Origin of the sequence: Streptomyces sp. GbtcB7, assembly GCF_019091445.1 — a bacterium.
Classification (GTDB): domain Bacteria; phylum Actinomycetota; class Actinomycetes; order Streptomycetales; family Streptomycetaceae; genus Streptomyces; species Streptomyces mirabilis.
In genome coordinates this window covers 1-15,855 of sequence record NZ_JAGXJM010000021.1, presented here as the reverse complement: position 1 = coordinate 15,855, position 15,855 = coordinate 1, and the positions used below count along the sequence as shown (strand labels likewise).

Here is a 15,855-nt window from a genome sequence, read left to right as displayed (position 1 = left end):
ACACCACGCCGGGAGGCCGCCCCGCCCCGTTCTGTGATAACCCAGAAGGACCACCATCTCTGCGAGAGATGGACCGGGGCATCGGGAGAGGACATGGATCTGCGGCAGATGGAGGTCGTCGTCGCGGTGGCCGAGGAGGGCGGGTTCACCGCCGCGGCGCAGCGGCTGCACGTGGTGCAGTCCGCCGTGTCGAGCACCGTGCGCGCACTGGAGCGGGAGCTCGGGACCCCGCTGTTCGACCGCACCACGCACCGGGTGTCGCTGACTCCGGCGGGCGAGGCCTTCGTACCGGCAGCGCGGGCGACGTTGCGGGCCGCCGAACAGGCGCGGTCGGCGGTCGACGCCGCGCGGGGACAGCTGCGCGGACGGGTGACGGTCGGCACCATGCAGGGGGTGTGGGCCGACCTGCACCGCCCGCTGGCCGCGCTGCGCGCGGAGCATCCGGGAGTGGCGGTGCGGCTGCGGCAGGGGGCCGTGACCGACATCCGCCAGGCGTTGCGCGAGGGCACGGTGGATCTGGCGGTGGTCGCCCTCGACCGTCAGCAGCAGCGCGGTCTTGTGACCCGGCTGCTCGCCCGGGAGGAGATGGTGCTGGTGTCCGCGCCGGGCCGGGTCCTGGGCGGGGCCGGGCCCGACGGGAGGGTCACGCTCGCCGAAGCGGCCCGGCTGCCGCTGGTGGACTTCACGCCCGGCTGGGCGATCCGCCTCGCCGTCGACCGGGCGTTCCGTGCTGCCGCCGTCGAGCGCGAGTCGACCTTCGAGGTGAACGACATCGTCGCGGCGTCCGAACTCGTCCGCGCCGACCTGGGTGTCTGCGTCATGCCCATCTCGATCGCCGCCCGCTTCCCCGACCTGGACAAGCACCGGTTCGACCGGCACGCGCCGAGCTGGAAGGTCATGGTGGTCCAGCCACGCGGGGAGGCGCCCCCGGCGGTCGCGGCCCTGCTGCGACACATGGCCTGACGGGCGTGGCGTGAGAGGCGACGGAGGGACGAAGTGGCTCATCCCTCGGCTCAATCCCTCAGCCCCCGCGAACACCTGATCATTTCCGGTGCCTGGCGTCCTTCGTGAGATGACCCGCAAGATCACCGGCGCCGTCGACGCCGCTTGACGGGACACGGGGGCCGGAACTCTTCCAACCGGCCCCCCGACCGCTCAAGGTTGCTTCTCGACGTCCTTCACCGAGGTCGGCCCCAACTGCTTGGCGCTGGCGTACTCCGGCATCGTCATGGGCTTGTCGAACAGGAAGAACGACTGGTTCGTGCCGACCGTGAACTCCATGTACGCGCCCGTCGTGGCGTCGAAACCGTAGTAGGCGTTGCAGGTGGAACCCGTCGTGTACGTGCCGTCCATGCCGGGCTGCGAGAGGACCGCGACGCCGTTGGAGTAGGACTCCACCCTCTCCGTCGGAGTGAGCATCTTGCAACGCGGCACCGGCAGTCCCTTCATGATGAAGTACCCGTACTCGCCGTTGGCGTTCTGGATGTAGACGTACGAGAGTTTGCCCCGCTTCCCCCACGTCTTGATCCACTGGTTGATCGCTTCGCGGGTCGGCGAGTACTCCATGCGGCCCGCCGGCTGCTGGGCCACGAGGTGGTCGTAGGTGTCCTGCTTGGCCTTGTTCTCCTTGTCCTGGCTGGAGTCCTCGGTGCAGGACGTCAGGGCAAGGCCCACAACGAGCGCGACGACGGTGGCCAGAGCCATGCGTACGAACTTCTTCATGCGGTGCTGCCCTCTTCCCGGGATGAGATGGGGATCAGTTGGTGCACGTCGTGCGCTCGGCGGTGGCATCCAGCCGGTACGGCAGATCCTTGTCACGGAAGGGCGCGCGGTGCTCCTGGGCGGCCTTCGAGTTGTAGTCGTTGACCGACTCGATCCGGCTGGCCTTCAGCGCGGTGATCGACTGGTCGATCTGCGTCGTGCGAGTCTCCGAAGCGGTCTTCCGCTCCTCCTGGAGCACCTGGATCGTGCCTTCGGCGTTCTGCACGGCCTCGCACAGATCGAAGAACTCCTCGTACGTGGTCTGCCGGAACTCGCCCGAGCCGACGGTGTTCTCGCGCTGGTCCGCCTCGCCACGGAACGGGGCGGTGATCCACCCCGCGGCGCCGAACGCGAACGCCCCGATCACGTACAACACCGCCAGGCCGATGACCCCGGCGACGGCCCAAGCCCCTAACCGTGCCCCCTCGCGTACCTGCCCCATGGCCATCCCCCTTCGCAGGTGGCTCCACGGCGTGGAACCACCCTCCGCGAAAGAGGACACGGCGCCCGGTGAAACGGTTCCGCCGGCACGAGCGTCAGGAAGGGGTTACCGGGGCGGTCGAAGATCGCATCCACGATCGGCCGGCGGCAGTACTCCTCCGGCCGCCCGCCGTTGCCGTCCAGCCACGCCGGCCACGGCAGCACCGCCGCGACGACCTGCCACTCCACGTCCGTGGTGTCCGAGGTGTAGCGGCGGGAACGGTCATCTCGTTCGGAGATGACTGACATTCGAAATCATCGCCACGACAGGGGAAGCACGGAGGCTCCACGGGCGCTGAGGAAACCGTGCGAGCGGCAACGAGGCCGCTCGACCACCACCCAGCGTTTCTCGAACCGCTCCACCGGTTCCCTTCCCGAGAAGGTGCCCGTGTCCAAGTCCCCCGTCCTCAAGTCACCGGGCCAGACCGCCACCGCGCAGGCGGCGCACGGCGTGCCGGGCTGGCTGGTCGCCCTCTTCGCCGTCGCCTCCGGCATGACGGTCGCCAACCTGTACTACGCCCAGCCCCTGCTGTCCTCGCTGCGCGACGTGTTCCATGTCGGCACGGCGGCCGCCGGCGGACTCATCACCCTCACCCAGGTCGGCTACGTCCTGGGCATGCTCTTCCTGGTCCCGCTCGGCGACCGGCTGGAGAAGCGCGGGCTGATCACCGTGCTCCTGACGGTCACCACGCTCGCCCTGGTCGCCGCGGGTCTCGCCACCAACTTCCCCATGCTGCTGATCGCCTCCCTGATCAGCGGAGGCACCTCGGTCGTCGCCCAGATATTGATCCCCTTCGCGGCGAGCCTCGCCCCCGACCACGCCCGTGGCCGGATCGTCGGACGGGTGATGAGCGGCCTGCTCACCGGCATCCTGCTCTCCCGCACCCTCAGCAGCCTGGTCTCCGACGTGGCGGGCTGGCGGGTGGTGTACCTCGGCTCCGCCGTCCTGATGGCCCTGCTGGCCCTGGCCCTGCGCGCGGCTCTGCCGCAGCACGCGCCGACCACGACCATGCCGTACGCCCATGTCCTGCGCTCCACGCTCCAACTGGTGAGCCGCCACCCCGTGTTGCTGCGCCGGGGTCTCTACCAGGCGGCGATGTTCGGTGCGTTCAGCGCGTTCTGGACCACCGTGTCGTACGTCCTGACGGGCCCCCACTTCCACTACTCCCCCATCGGTGTCGGCCTCTTCGCGCTCGTCGGCGCGGCCGGTGCGGCCGTCGCCCCGTTCGCCGGTCACTGGGCCGACCGCGGGCTCGTCCGTCCCATGACCGGGATCGCCTTCGCCGTCGCGGCCCTGGCCTTCGCGCTCGCGGGCTTCGGCCAGTCCCACATCACCCTGATCGCCCTGGCCGCGATCCTGATCGACACTGCCGTGCAGTCCACCCTGATCCTCGGTCAGCACACCATCTACCAGCTCGACCCGAACGCCCGCGCCCGCCTCAACAGCGCGTTCATCGCGATCTTCTTCGTCGGCGGCGCGCTCGGCTCCCAGCTCGGCTCGATCGCCTACCACGCGGCCGGCTGGACCGCGGTCACCGTCCTGGGCGCCGCCCTGCCGGTGCTGGGCCTGCTCCACTGGACGACGGAACGCCGTACGGCCTGATCAGTGCCCCCGGGAGCGGGTCACGATCCCGCTTCCCCCCGCAGGAAGTTGCTCACCTGACAGGCGAGGCTGTCCCGCGCCGAGTCGGAGCGGGCGGCGGCGTCGACCGAACCCTCGTAGAGGTCGATGCCGCCGACCCACAGGTACCGGTCGGTCCACTCGTCGTCGACCTTCAGCTGGATCTGGATGTCCACCCGGGGCAGGGAGGCGTCCGGGCCGGCGGCGAAGAGGACCGCGGTGGCCCGGCGCAGGGGGTAGACGTCGTAGCCCTCGATGAACTGGGAGTTCCGCCAGTCCAGGAAGGCACTCTCGCCGTCGGGGCCGATCCGGATGTCCATCTGGCCGTCCTCGAGATGGATGCCGAAGTGCTCGCCACCACGGTTCTCGACGGTCACCCGGCACCGGAAGTAGGTCAGCCCTTCGGCGGCGTCGTCGCGTCCGCGCGGCGGCTCCGCCCGCTCCACTCCGTGGACGCGGACGCGCAGGCCGGCGTGCTCGTCGTACTCCTGCCAGTCCCCGACCACGTTCGGTTCGTGCACGGTCCACCTCTCCACCTCAGAGAGCTGTTTCCTATCTGTGCCCTCAACGGGGTGTCAAATGGGCGGAACGCACCGTGGCCAGCGTTTTTGCCGTCCTTGATCGGCGATCAAGCCGTGCCCAGCCAGAACCCGTGTCCCCGCCGTTGCGGGGACATTTCCGTGCGTGCTGCACATCACGTTCTCAGGCGCCGCGGCGCAGCGTCCGCATCTGCTCGTCGAGGGGGCCGAGGCCGACGTCGCGGCGCCGCTCCTCGAGGGTCTCGGGCCGCCGGATCGGATACGGGCGGAAGGTCGCGGGGTCGACCCGGGTGCCGTAGAACTGGGGCTGGCCGAGTTCGACCGCGCAGTGATCCGCGATGTAGGCGTGGTGCGGGCCGGGACAGCGGCCGTCCGCGGTGGCCTGGGCGATCAGGTCGCGGCAGCGGAGCTGGAAGTCGAGGTCCGGTGCGTGCAGCAGGATCATCAGGGCCGCGGTCGAGGCGGGCGCGCCGACCAGGTCCGCGGCCGGCCAGCCGTGTCGGCGGACGATCGTCCCGAGGGCGTCGGCATTGGTCCTGCGGCATTCGACGAGGCCGCGCCGGACCTGCGGGGTGGGGTTCGTCCGCGCCTGCCGCATCAGGTGCCGCTCCTCGTCGGCCCGGCGCGAGAGTTCCCGGGCGAGCGCGGCGGCGAGTGCCGGCAGGATCCCCGGGGACGCGGGCCCCGGCTCCACCGGTGCTCCGTCCGGCTCCGCCGGCGTGCCGACCGTCGGGTGCCCCGGTAATCGCTTCATGGCATGCCCCGGAGCGCCAGGGTGAACCACACTTTCTTGCCCGTGGTGCCGGGGTCGGCCGGTGCGATGCCCCAGTCGTCCGTCAGAGCGGCCACGATGGCCAGTCCGCGTCCCGACTCCTCGGCGCCGCCCGTGTCGCGCGGTCGCGGCAGTGCGGACGAACGGTCGGCGACCGTCACACGCAGCTCGTGCCCGAGGTGTTCCACGGTGACGGTGATCGTGTCGCGGGGGCCGGGACTGCCGTGTCTGACCGCGTTGGCGAACAGCTCGTCCGTGGCGAGGACAGCGTTGTCGAGGCACTCGGAGGGCAGACGCAGAGGGGTGAGGTGCTCGGCGACCATGTCCCGCACGCCGGCCGCGCGCGAGGGTTGGGCGGGGACCGTGGTCCGCACCAGGCTGGGGTGCGTCCTGGGCAGCACGGCGGCGTCGTACTGCGGTGAGGGCGACGGCCCGCGGCGATGAGCCCTGGATGCCGTCATCGGTCCTCCTTCGTTGCAGCGCGGGTGGGGGATGTGCTCGGTGGCTGCCCGTGCAGCCAACAGGGCACGGCCCCCCGCCGACCAGGGGGTATCGGGGTTGTCCGGTTGCAGGCACGTAGTGGCATGGGATGTATGTTCGATCAGGTGAGGAACGTGAGCGGGAGCCGGACGCCGGTGCGCCCAGGCGATCCCACCGGGTGGTCGGGGGTGCGCGGCAAGCGCGTCCTGGTCACCGGTGGGACGCGGGGTCTCGGCGAGCAGATCGTGCGGCTGCTCGCGGCCGAAGGGGCCCGGGTGGCGACCTGCGCGCGCGGCGCGGGCGACCTGGCGGCGCTGGCGGCATCGCTGGACTCCCCGCTGTTCACCCGGGCACTCGACGTCACCGAGCCGGAGCGTCTGGAGGAGTTTGTCGCGGCCATGGCGAATCGTTTCGGCGGGCTCGACGGGGTGGTGGCCTGTGCGGGCGGTTCGCGCGGCGGCCGCTTCGAGGAGACGGACGCCGAGGACTGGGCGGCGACCTGGGAAGTGAACGTCGGCCATGCCGCGCGCCTGGTCCGGGCCGCGGTGCCGCATCTGCGGGCCGCCGGGGGCGGATCGGTCGTGGTGATCTCGTCGATCTCCGGCTGGAAGCCCGGGCCACCCGTCCAGTACGGGGTGGCGAAGTCCGCCCAGATCCAGTTGGCCGCCTCGCTCGCCCGTGAACTGGGGCCGGACGGAATCCGGGTGAACGCCGTCTCCCCCGGGTCGATGCTCATCCCGGGCAGGCGCTGGGACCGGATGCGCCGGGAGGACCCGGAGGCGTACGCGGGATTCGTGGCGACGGAGCTTCCGAGCGGAGCGCCGGTCGCTCCGCAGGAGGTCGCCCGGGTGGTGGCGTTTCTGCTGTCCGACTGGTCGAGCGGTATCTCCGGAGCGCACCTCCCCGTCGATCGCGCCCAGAACGCACCCTCGCCGGACGGCTACTGAGCAGACCGTTCCTGTCTCAGGGACCCCGCCCGCCTCAGGGACCGCTCCCATCTCAGCGACCGCTCCCGTCCCAGCGACCGCTCCCGCTAAGTCACCCACCGGACCGACCGCCGCGCTCCCCGTCATGCGACCGACCCCAGCACCGCACGGGACCTGCGCTCGAACTCCTGCACCATCGGCTCATGGCGGCGTGGCTCCAGACGGGTACGGAAGTCGCGCAGGGCCTGGATCGACCGTTCGCTGTGCACGGTACTGAGGGTGTCCAGCGCTTCGGTGGCCGTGCCGACGGCCTCGTCGAGCCGGTCCTGCTGGAGATGCGCGGTCGCGAGCACCGAGCGGCTGATGGCCTGGCGTCTGCGCCGGTCGGCGTTCGCGCTCAGCGACTCGCTCGCCGTGCGTTCGGCCTGGGCCGCGAGCCCCAGGTCACGGAAGCACAGGGCGGCCTCGGCCTGGAGATAGTGGTGGTCGAGGTAGCGCACCCAGACGGATTCCTGGTCGGGGCCCCGGCTCGTGTCCAGTTGCCCTTCCGCCAGGCGCAGCGCCTCCGAGGCCTCGCACGAGTGCCCCTGTGCGGCATGTCCGCGTGCCGCCATGGCGTACAGGCGCATCAGTCCGAGCGGGCTGCCCGCCCCCTTCGCGGTGGCGACTCCGGCCCGGGCCAGCGCCACCCCCTCGTCGGGGCGGCCGAGGTTGGTGGCCAGATGGGAGAGCCCTGCCAGGATCTGGCCGCCCAGCACGCGGTCGCGCCCTTCGGCGCACAGGCGCAGCCCCTGGGTCATGTACCGCTGCGCGAGCCCGTACTCCCCCGCGTCGTACGAGCTCCAGCCGGCCATCGCGGCGAGGCGCGCGGCTGCGGCGTACAACTGCCGTTGCAGTTGTGGCGGGGTGCCGCGGCGCTGGAGCATGGGGACGACCTCGGTGGAGAGGTAGTGCACGATGCTGGTGCGCACCCCGCCACCGCCGTAGTGGTTGTCCATCTGGTCGAACATGGCGATCATCGCGTGGACCTGCTCGACGGGCCCGCCGCTCGTCACCACCGTCGGGCGGAAGGCCTCCTGCTGCTCCAACAGCCACAGCAGCCAATCGCGTTGGGGGTTCGTCAGCGCGGCGGCGACGAAGGGCACCGAGCCGAGGAGGCTGCGGCGGGAGATGTCGGTGGAGCCCAGTTCGGCCAGGGTGTGCAGGGTTTCCGCCACGTCTTCGCCGTAGACCAGGGCCCGGCCCGCGACCGGGCGCTGCTGATCGGAGTGGAAGCCGAGGTCCGCGGGCGACACGGCGCGGCCGAGCCGTCCGGAGAGCACGGCGGCGATCAACTCCGGTGTGGTGCCCCGCGGTTGCTGGCCCTGGAGCCAGCGGGTGACCGACGCCTTGTCGTAGTTGGAGTCCACGCCCTGGCGGCGGCCCAGTTCGTTGACCCTGAGGGCGAGGGAGGCGTAGGAGCAACCGGCTTCCTTGAGGGCGACCGCCAGCGCCGAGTTGGCCCCGCCGGGGCCCTTGCCTGCGCTCCTTGATTGTCCGTCGGTCACGGTGGCCACCCAGGTCTCGCATCACGGTCCGTACGGCTGCGCCCGTACCTGCCGGTCCATCAATTTCGTTACGGCACAGCACAGTTGAACGTATGTCGCCAGGGACTGTGCGACAGGTCACTCGATCACTATGGTCGCCGACAGGCTCAACACGCAACCGGCGTTCTGATAATTTCAGAACGATCCGCATCACCCTGTCTCTGTCGACGACCGCGTGGCACACTGCACGCTGTGATACAGCCGTACCGGGAGGTAGGACGTGAGTGACAACCGCTCGGGCGGCAGCGCACCCACGGTCCTGCGGATGGTTCTCGGCAAGCGGCTGAAGCAGCTGAGGGAACAGGCGGGAGTGTCGTTCGAGGAGGCGGCACGGGCGATCGAGGTCACTCCACTGACGGTCCGCCGGATCGAGAAGGCCGAGGTCGGCCTCCGGATCCCCTATGTGAAGGAGTTGCTGCGCACCTACGGGGTGCCGGCGACGGAGATCGACGACTTCCTCGCGCTGGCCCGGGAGGCCAACCAGCCGGGCTGGTGGTACAAGTACCGCGACGTGCTGCCCGAGTGGTTCAGCGCCTACGTGAGCCTGGAGAGCGAAGCCAGCGTCATCCGTCTCTACGAACCCCACTACGTTCCGGGCCTGTTGCAGACGAACGACTACGCCACCGCGCTCATGCGCGTGGGCTTTCCCAACGAGTCGAAGGAGGACGTCGCCCGCCGTGTCGCCCTGCGGACCAGGCGGCAGGACCTGCTCGCCAAGCCGGACGCGCCCGCCATCTGGGCCATCCTCGACGAGACGGTGCTGCGCCGGCCGGTGGGCGGGGCCGAGGTGATGCGGGCTCAGATCGATCGGCTGCACGAGGTCCTGGACATGCCGAAGGTCCGGATCCAGGTCATGCGCTTCGGGGTGGGGGCACACCCCGGCGCCTTCGGCCCGTTCCACCACTTCCGCTTCGGCTTCTCCGAACTGCCCGACGTCATCTACACGGAAAGCCTCGCCGGCGCGGTCTATGTCGACCGGCCCGGCGACGTCGTCACCTATCTCGAAGTACTGGACCGGATGTCCGTGCAGGCGGAACCGGTCGCTCGGACCAGGGCCATCCTGGCCGAATTGCGTAAGGAGTTGTGATCCATGGGATCCAAGGGCCCCATCTACAGTGGCATGCCGGCCGTCGACCTGGGCACCGAGGGCTGGGAGAAGCCCTGGAGCGGTACGAACGGCGGGAGTTGTGTCGAGGCCAAGCGGCTGCCCGACGGCAGTGTGGCCTTCCGCCAGTCCACGGACCCGGACGGGCCCGCGCTGGTGTACACCCGGGACGAGATGATCTCGTTCCTCGAAGGCGCGAAGTCCGGCCAGGCCGACTTCCTCGTCGCCTGAGGCGCTGAGAGACCGCCTGAGGCCGGGAGAGCCGTCCGCTCCTCGGGCAACCATCAAAGCCGCACCATCACCACACCCGCACCACCACTACGCCCGCACAACCGGACAACCCGCACGCCCACTCCCGCCGTGCGGGTCGTCCGTTCACACTGAGGGAATCGGTCGTCCCGGAGGGAGCGGTATGCGCACCGGTCCTTGTCGCGAGGTGCGGGGATGATCCTCGGCCAGGCCCTCGCCCAGTGCCGGACCCTGGTCGTCGACGGTCCGGACGGAATCGGCAGAAGCGCCCTGATAGCCGAGCTGGCCCGGCACGGATTCCTGGTCCGGCTCTGCCGCGGGCCCCTCCATCACGTGGACCCCACCCAGCCGTACCGCGAACTCCTGGCCACGTCGGGCCGGTTGGCCGTCGACGGCAGCCTCGTCCACGAGCTGGTCTACGGACCGCTGCGCCGCGGACGCTCCCGGGTGACCTGGATCCAGGCCCTCGACTTCGCCGAAGCGGTGGCGGAACGTGACGGGGCCCTCGTCCATGTGACCGGCGAGACGGACGACACGGAGGCGGTCGACGCGTACGAGCGAGCGCTGCACACCCTCGCCCAGCATGTCCCCGTGGTGACCCTGGAGGCCAAGGACCTCGGCCACCCCATCCGCGGCCCTGCCTGCCCGGACCATCAACTCGGGCTGTGTGAGGGTCAGTTGACGGTAGGTTATTGACAGACCGCGTGACGGAGGCAGGAGACATCCATGGCAGACGGCCGGCCCAACCCCGACCAAGAGGCGTTGTCCAAGATCGACACCACGGTGCCGCACTCGGCCCGCATCTGGAACTACTGGATGGGCGGGAAGGACAACTACGAGGTCGACCGGATCGCGGGCGACGCCTACCGCGAGGTCGCGCCGAACATCGAGACGATGGCCCGGGCCTCCCGCGAGTACCTGATCCGTACCGTGACCTTCGTCGCCGGTGAGCTCGGCATCCGCCAGTTCCTGGACATCGGCACCGGCCTGCCCTCGTACGACAACACCCACCAGGTCGCCCAGCGGGTGGCGCCCGAGTCGCGCATCGTCTACGTGGACAACGACCCCCTGGTGCTGCGTCACGCCCAGGCGCTGCTGACCAGCACCTCCGAGGGCGTCACCAACTACATCGACGCGGATCTGCACGAGCCCGAGAAGATCGTCGAGGCGGCGAGCCGGATCCTGGACTTCGACCAGCCCGTCGCCCTGATGCTCATGGGCATCCTCGGTCACATCCAGGACTACGAGGAGGCCAAGTCGATCGTCCGCACCCTCCAGGCCGCCCTGCCCTCCGGCAGCTACTTCGTGCACTACGACAGCACGGACACCGACGCCGCGCTCAAGCAGGCCCAGCAGGGTTACGACGACACAGGCGCCGTCCCCTACGTGCTGCGCAGCCCGGAGCAGATCACCGCGTACTACGAGGGCCTGGAGCTGATCGAACCCGGCATCGTCTCCTGCCCCCTGTGGCGCCCCGGGCCCGGCACCGCACCGGAGCCCACGGACGTGCACGGCGGGGTGGCCCTCAAGCCGTGATCAGGTGCGCGGCGCCGGTTGGATGTTCTGGTTGAGGCGGAACAGGTTGTCCGGGTCGCGGTCGGCCTTGATACGGGCCAGGCGGGCGTAGTTGTCGCGGTAGCTGGCCCGTACGCGCTCCTGGCCCTCGTCCATCATCATGTTCACGTAGGCCCCGCCCGCGGAGTACGGGTGCAGGGCGTCGGAGTAGTCGACGCTCCACCGCTTGACGCGCTCGGCGCCGGCCGGATCGGAGTCCACGCCCGCGTACACGGTCGCCCAGCGCGCGTTCCGGTAGCTCCAGGCGGTGTCCGCCGGTGCGATGTCGTGGACGGCGCCGTCGATCGGGTACAGGTGCATCGTCGATTTCCAGGTCGGCGGTTCGGCACCGTACCCGAGGTGCGACGCGACCGCCTCGTCGGGGATCTCGTCGACGAAGTCCGCGCGCCAGTACCACTGGTCACCGGGCGGGTAGATCCCGTCGAACGCGGACTGGAGCGCGGGGAACGGCATCGGCGCCGCTCCGTGCAACAGCGGCTCGGGCACGACGTCGAGGAGGGGTGCCATCTCCGCGGCCGCCGCCTCGGTGTCGTCCCCGACGCGGCACCAGACGACCCCGCAGACCTTGCGCAGATGGATGTCCTCGGGGAACGGCGGGCCGGGCGGCACGGAGCCGAACAGGAAGAAGCCGTTCAGTTCGCGGGGAGCGTCCGGGAGGAAGTCGCGGTAGGCGGTGAGGACTTCGGCGCCGAGTTCGGCGGGCCAGAAGGTGGGGCCGGCGACCACGGTGCTCACCTCACACAGCCGGAACAGGAACGAGGTGACGACTCCGAAGTTGCCGCCGCCCCCGCGGATCGCCCAGTACAGGTCGGTGTTCTCCGTGTCGCTCGCGCGCACGCGCTCGCCGCTCGCCAGGACGAGGTCGGCCGCCAGGAGATTGTCGACGGTCAGCCCGTACTTGCGGGTGAGATGCCCGATGCCGCCGCCCAGGGTGAGGCCGGCGACTCCCGTCGTGGAGATGATGCCGGCGGGTGTGGCCAGGCCGTACTCGTGGGTGGCACGGTCGACCTCGCCCCACACACAGCCGCCTCCGACCCGTACCGTGCGGGCCCCCGGATCGACCTCGATGTCCTTGAGCGGTGAGAGGTCGAGGACCACGCCGTCGTCGCAGACCCCCAGGCCCGCGCCGTGGTGGCCGCCGCCCCGCACGGCGAGCGGGAGGCCGTGGTCGCGGGCGAAGCCGATGACGTGGGAGACGTCCTCGGCGCTGGTGCACCTCGCCACCAGGGCGGGCCGCCGGTCGATCATCGCGTTGTAGACGGTGCGTGCCTCGTCGTACCCGGAGTCGCCGGGCCCGATCAACTGCCCCTTGAATTCCGTCAGTTCCTGGCGCGCTGCCTCTGCCGTCGTGATGGACATACGCCTCCCCCCGCCTGGGGGCCGGTTTCAGGGCACCCATGTCCGGGGCCTTGGCTCCAGTCTCCCTCCGATGGATCCGACGCGCCTGTTCTGTACAACCGCTGGGGCGGGTGGTCCCCGCCCCTCGGTCGCCGTGATCACGTCACGGCGATCACGGCCTCCGTGTCATGACGGGACACCGCGAGCGCCGGTTCCGGCAACGCCACCTGACGCGGCGTCCGGCGCGCCTCGCGCAGGCTGGGCATGGGCGTGGTCGGGACCAGCGGAGCATGCTCGGCGGCGCGGGCCCGCCAGGAGAACCAGATGATCTTGCCACCGGCGCCGGTGGCGCAGCAACCCCAGCCGTCACTGAGGGCGGCGATCTGCGCCAGACAGCCCTGGGGCTCGTTGTGCGGGCGGAGATCCTGGTCGTTGTCGGAGACCGCGGTGATGAGGTGGGAACCGTTCCACCACATCTCGATGGTGGTGTTCTTGTCCGTCGCGTGCCGGTCGATCGTGTCCAGCAGCGCTTCCGCACAGTGACAGACGGAATCGACGAGCGTATCCAGGTTCCAGTACCGGAGATGGGCCCCCAATATGCGCTTGACCTGGCCAACCCGCTCCGGGCTGACCTCCACGTCGAGGTGGTAGTAGCAGGGCACTGCAGGTTTCATCTTCGTTGGCTCCTCACGGCGAAGCTCTCGCCTCTCCTCGCCCTTCTCGGACCGAGCCCCGATCACGAAGCGTGAGCACTGATCGCTTTTGAGTCAGTCCCAGAGTGCGAGTGCTACTCCGTTCGTGCAACACGAGAGCCCGATCCCATGTGGTTGAACAGCCAACAAGACGCTGAGTGCCCGTGCAGGCACCATGAGTGAGGGCACCGCCCTCCGTAATGGGTCGGTGCCCTTCCGTGCACGGCCGTCCGGCATCAGCCGGCTGTCCCGTGCGCAGTCGCGAGAGTGGAAAGGTGACCGGCCCATGCTGCTTCCTGCCAAAGCCGAGGTCGCCAGGCATCTGGAGCGATACCGGGCCTGGGAACGCCTGTTGCTCGTGGCCCCCGCCGACCACACGGTGCGGGGCAACTTCGAGAACACGGGGTACACCCTGTGCGTGCTGATGGGGAAGCGCTGCGCGCGGGAGGCGGTGGACGCCGCCGAGCACTATCTGCGGGACGAGGCACCGACTGCCGCGCTGTCGTCGATGACGGTGGCACACGGCGCGCGGAGCTCTCAGCGCTCCCAGGGGCCTCAGGGGCGGGGAGCGGGTCGAGCGGTCGGCAGGCGTCCCTGAGGCGGACCGTGGTGTCGGGAATTTTCGGTGCAGCTCTGAACCGAGGGGGCAGGGCGCGAGGACGGCGGAGGCGCAACATGGAGGCACATCCGGCCCATGGCCGTGACCCGATCGGCCGTATCCCGATCGTGGACGTCCAGCCGGTCGTCGAGCACGGCCGGCGCCCCGCGAAGGCGGTCGTCGGGGAGACCTTCGAGGTCACCGCCACCGTCTTCGGCGAGGGCGGGGATGTGCTCGGCGCCGAAGTCGTCCTGTGCGACCAGAGCGGCCGGCCCGGCCCGCGCGCCCCGATGCGTGAACTCGCCCCGGACACCGACCGCTGGGGCGCCGAGGTCACACCGGAATCCGTGGGCCACTGGACCTGTCTGGTGGAGGCCTGGAGCGATCCCGTGGCCGCCTGGCACCACACCGCCGCGATCAAGGTCCCGGCCGGGATCGACGCCGGTCTGGTCCTGGAGGAGGGCGCCGCGCTGTACGAGCGGGCCGCGGACGCGGTACCGGACGCGGCCGGCCAAGCGATCGTACGCGCCGCGGCGCACGCCCTGCGCGACGACTCCTGGCGGCCGACGGCCCGTCTCGCCGCCGCCCTGGCCCCGGAAGCGACCGCCGTTCTCACCGCACACCCCCTGCGTGAACGGGTCTCCCGCTCGCTGCCGATCCCCCTGCTTGTGGAACGGAAGCGGGCGTTGTACGGCTCCTGGTACGAGTTCTTTCCGCGTTCGGAGAGCGGACAGCTGGATCCGTCGGTGCACGGCACGTTCCGCAGCGCCGCCGAACGCCTGCCCGCCATCGCCGGGATGGGCTTCGACGTCGTGTACCTCCCGCCGGTCCACCCCATCGGCACCACCTTCCGCAAGGGCCCCAACAACAGCCTGTCGGCGAGCCGTCGGGATGTCGGCGTGCCCTGGGCGATCGGTTCTCCCGAGGGCGGCCACGACGCGATCCACCCGGATCTCGGCACGATCGACGACTTCGACGCGTTCGTGCGCCGGGCCACGGAACTGCGGCTCGAGGTCGCGCTCGACTTCGCGCTCCAGTGCTCGCCGGATCATCCGTGGGTGCAGAAGCATCCCGAGTGGTTCCACCACCGGGCCGACGGATCGATCGCGTACGCGGAGAATCCGCCGAAGAAGTACCAGGACATCTATCCGATCGCCTTCGACCAGGACATGCCGGGGCTGGTCCAGGAGACGCTGCGCGTGCTGCGCCACTGGATGGACCACGGCGTGCGGATCTTCCGCGTCGACAACCCGCACACCAAGCCGGTCGTCTTCTGGGAGCGGGTCATCGCGGACATCAACCGCACCGACCCGGACGTGATCTTCCTGGCCGAGGCATTCACCCGGCCCGCGATCATGCACGCGCTCGCGGCGGTCGGCTTCCAGCAGTCGTACACCTATTTCACCTGGCGCAACACCAAGCAGGAGCTGACCGACTACCTCACCGAACTGTCGGGCGCAACGGCCGCCTTCATGCGGCCCAACCTCTTCGTGAACACCCCCGACATCCTGCCCGGCCATCTCCAGCGGGGCGGTCGGCCCGCCTTCGAAGTACGCGCCGTGCTCGCCGCCACCCTCTCGCCCTCGTGGGGGGTCTACGCCGGGTACGAGCTGTGCGAGAACGCTCCGGTCGGGCCCGCCAGCGAGGAGTACCGGAACTCCGAGAAGTACGAACTGCGTCCACGTGACTGGGAGTCGGCCGCGCGTGAGGGCCGCACGATCGCACCACTGATCACGGAGCTGAACCGGATCAGACGGCGCCACAAGGCTCTGCACGCGCTACGGAACCTGCGCTTCCACCAGACCGACAACGAGGCCCTGATCGCCTACAGCAAACGATCGGACGACGACACGGTCGTGGTGGTGGCCAACCTCGACCCCCACCACACCCAGGAGGCGACGGTCTCGTTGGACATGCCGCGACTCGGCCTGGACTGGCACGAGTCCGTGCCCGTGCACGACGAGCTCACCGGCGAGACCTACCGCTGGGGCAGGGCCAACTTCGTGCGACTGGGGCCGGGCGGTGCGCATGTGCTCGCCGTCGACACCTCACCGCGGATCGGAGGGTCACCCACCACATGATCGTCAACGAGCCCGTCCCGGACACTTTCGAGGACACCCCGGCCAGGGACCG

General features: G+C 70.1%; 17 protein-coding genes. 9 read left to right on the top strand and 8 right to left on the bottom strand.

Annotation, left to right across the window (positions count from 1 at the left end; genetic code table 11):
- Nucleotides 1-93 precede the first annotated feature (93 nt).
- Complete coding sequence (locus KVT44_RS30665; RefSeq protein WP_217570183.1) at nucleotides 94-963, top strand: LysR family transcriptional regulator; 870 nt, start codon at nucleotides 94-96, stop codon at nucleotides 961-963.
- Between the two features lie 192 nt (nucleotides 964-1,155).
- Here the strand turns inward: KVT44_RS30665 and KVT44_RS30660 are convergent, their stop codons facing one another.
- Both KVT44_RS30660 and KVT44_RS30655 read right to left on the bottom strand, forming a co-directional pair.
- On the bottom strand, nucleotides 1,156-1,722 hold the full coding sequence (locus KVT44_RS30660) for a hypothetical protein (protein WP_075029314.1): 567 nt from the start codon (nucleotides 1,720-1,722) through the stop codon (nucleotides 1,156-1,158).
- A gap of 34 nt (nucleotides 1,723-1,756) precedes the next feature.
- Complete coding sequence (locus KVT44_RS30655; protein WP_217570180.1) at nucleotides 1,757-2,209, bottom strand: hypothetical protein; 453 nt, start codon at nucleotides 2,207-2,209, stop codon at nucleotides 1,757-1,759.
- A gap of 483 nt (nucleotides 2,210-2,692) precedes the next feature.
- On the opposite strand from KVT44_RS30655, the gene KVT44_RS30650 reads away from it, so the two are divergent.
- A complete protein-coding gene (locus KVT44_RS30650) occupies nucleotides 2,693-3,844 on the top strand; it encodes an MFS transporter (protein WP_217570445.1) in 1,152 nt (383 codons plus the stop codon).
- Nucleotides 3,845-3,864: 20 nt separating this feature from the next.
- Here the strand turns inward: KVT44_RS30650 and KVT44_RS30645 are convergent, their stop codons facing one another.
- The 3 genes from KVT44_RS30645 to KVT44_RS30635 form a co-directional block, all read right to left on the bottom strand.
- Nucleotides 3,865-4,383 carry a hypothetical protein gene (locus tag KVT44_RS30645; protein ID WP_217570178.1) on the bottom strand — a complete coding sequence of 173 codons (519 nt, stop codon included), beginning with the start codon at nucleotides 4,381-4,383 and terminating at the stop codon, nucleotides 3,865-3,867.
- Between the two features lie 181 nt (nucleotides 4,384-4,564).
- Nucleotides 4,565-5,155 carry a DUF6624 domain-containing protein gene (locus KVT44_RS30640; protein ID WP_254650101.1) on the bottom strand — a complete coding sequence of 197 codons (591 nt, stop codon included), beginning with the start codon at nucleotides 5,153-5,155 and terminating at the stop codon, nucleotides 4,565-4,567.
- Nucleotides 5,152-5,634, bottom strand: coding sequence for an ATP-binding protein (locus KVT44_RS30635; RefSeq protein WP_217570176.1), 483 nt, complete (start codon nucleotides 5,632-5,634; stop codon nucleotides 5,152-5,154). The genes KVT44_RS30640 and KVT44_RS30635 overlap by 4 nt, the downstream gene beginning before the upstream one ends.
- A gap of 153 nt (nucleotides 5,635-5,787) precedes the next feature.
- Between KVT44_RS30635 and KVT44_RS30630 the strand changes: the two genes are divergently transcribed.
- Nucleotides 5,788-6,600, top strand: coding sequence for an SDR family oxidoreductase (locus tag KVT44_RS30630; protein WP_308314157.1), 813 nt, complete (start codon nucleotides 5,788-5,790; stop codon nucleotides 6,598-6,600).
- Between the two features lie 122 nt (nucleotides 6,601-6,722).
- On the opposite strand, the gene KVT44_RS30625 is transcribed toward KVT44_RS30630, so the two are convergent.
- Nucleotides 6,723-8,135 (bottom strand): hypothetical protein, encoded by a 1,413-nt coding sequence (locus KVT44_RS30625; RefSeq protein ID WP_217570172.1) that lies wholly within the window; start codon nucleotides 8,133-8,135, stop codon nucleotides 6,723-6,725.
- A 250-nt stretch (nucleotides 8,136-8,385) separates the two neighbouring features.
- Between KVT44_RS30625 and KVT44_RS30620 the strand changes: the two genes are divergently transcribed.
- The 4 genes from KVT44_RS30620 (at nucleotide 8,386) to KVT44_RS30605 (ending at nucleotide 11,055) form a co-directional block, all read left to right on the top strand.
- Nucleotides 8,386-9,252: a helix-turn-helix transcriptional regulator gene (locus KVT44_RS30620; protein ID WP_229889510.1), complete on the top strand. Its 867-nt coding sequence runs from the start codon at nucleotides 8,386-8,388 to the stop codon at nucleotides 9,250-9,252.
- A 3-nt stretch (nucleotides 9,253-9,255) separates the two neighbouring features.
- Nucleotides 9,256-9,501, top strand: a complete 246-nt coding sequence (locus tag KVT44_RS30615) for a DUF397 domain-containing protein (RefSeq protein ID WP_054229261.1) — start codon at nucleotides 9,256-9,258, stop codon at nucleotides 9,499-9,501.
- Between the two features lie 213 nt (nucleotides 9,502-9,714).
- Nucleotides 9,715-10,215, top strand: coding sequence for a hypothetical protein (locus tag KVT44_RS30610; protein WP_217570170.1), 501 nt, complete (start codon nucleotides 9,715-9,717; stop codon nucleotides 10,213-10,215).
- 30 nt (nucleotides 10,216-10,245) lie between these two features.
- Complete coding sequence (locus tag KVT44_RS30605) at nucleotides 10,246-11,055, top strand: SAM-dependent methyltransferase (RefSeq protein WP_217570168.1); 810 nt, start codon at nucleotides 10,246-10,248, stop codon at nucleotides 11,053-11,055.
- Here KVT44_RS30605 and KVT44_RS30600 read toward each other — a convergent pair whose 3' ends face one another.
- Together KVT44_RS30600 and KVT44_RS30595 are read right to left on the bottom strand one after the other, a co-directional pair.
- Nucleotides 11,056-12,453, bottom strand: coding sequence for an FAD-binding oxidoreductase (locus KVT44_RS30600; protein WP_217570166.1), 1,398 nt, complete (start codon nucleotides 12,451-12,453; stop codon nucleotides 11,056-11,058).
- 137 nt (nucleotides 12,454-12,590) lie between these two features.
- Nucleotides 12,591-13,106 carry a pep a2 gene (locus KVT44_RS30595; protein ID WP_099924634.1) on the bottom strand — a complete coding sequence of 172 codons (516 nt, stop codon included), beginning with the start codon at nucleotides 13,104-13,106 and terminating at the stop codon, nucleotides 12,591-12,593.
- Nucleotides 13,107-13,410: 304 nt separating this feature from the next.
- Between KVT44_RS30595 and KVT44_RS30590 the strand changes: the two genes are divergently transcribed.
- Nucleotides 13,411-13,722: a DUF5133 domain-containing protein gene (locus KVT44_RS30590; RefSeq protein WP_190173888.1), complete on the top strand. Its 312-nt coding sequence runs from the start codon at nucleotides 13,411-13,413 to the stop codon at nucleotides 13,720-13,722.
- A gap of 77 nt (nucleotides 13,723-13,799) precedes the next feature.
- Nucleotides 13,800-15,803, top strand: coding sequence for an alpha-1,4-glucan--maltose-1-phosphate maltosyltransferase (locus KVT44_RS30585; protein WP_217570164.1), 2,004 nt, complete (start codon nucleotides 13,800-13,802; stop codon nucleotides 15,801-15,803).
- Nucleotides 15,804-15,855: the final 52 nt, after the last annotated feature.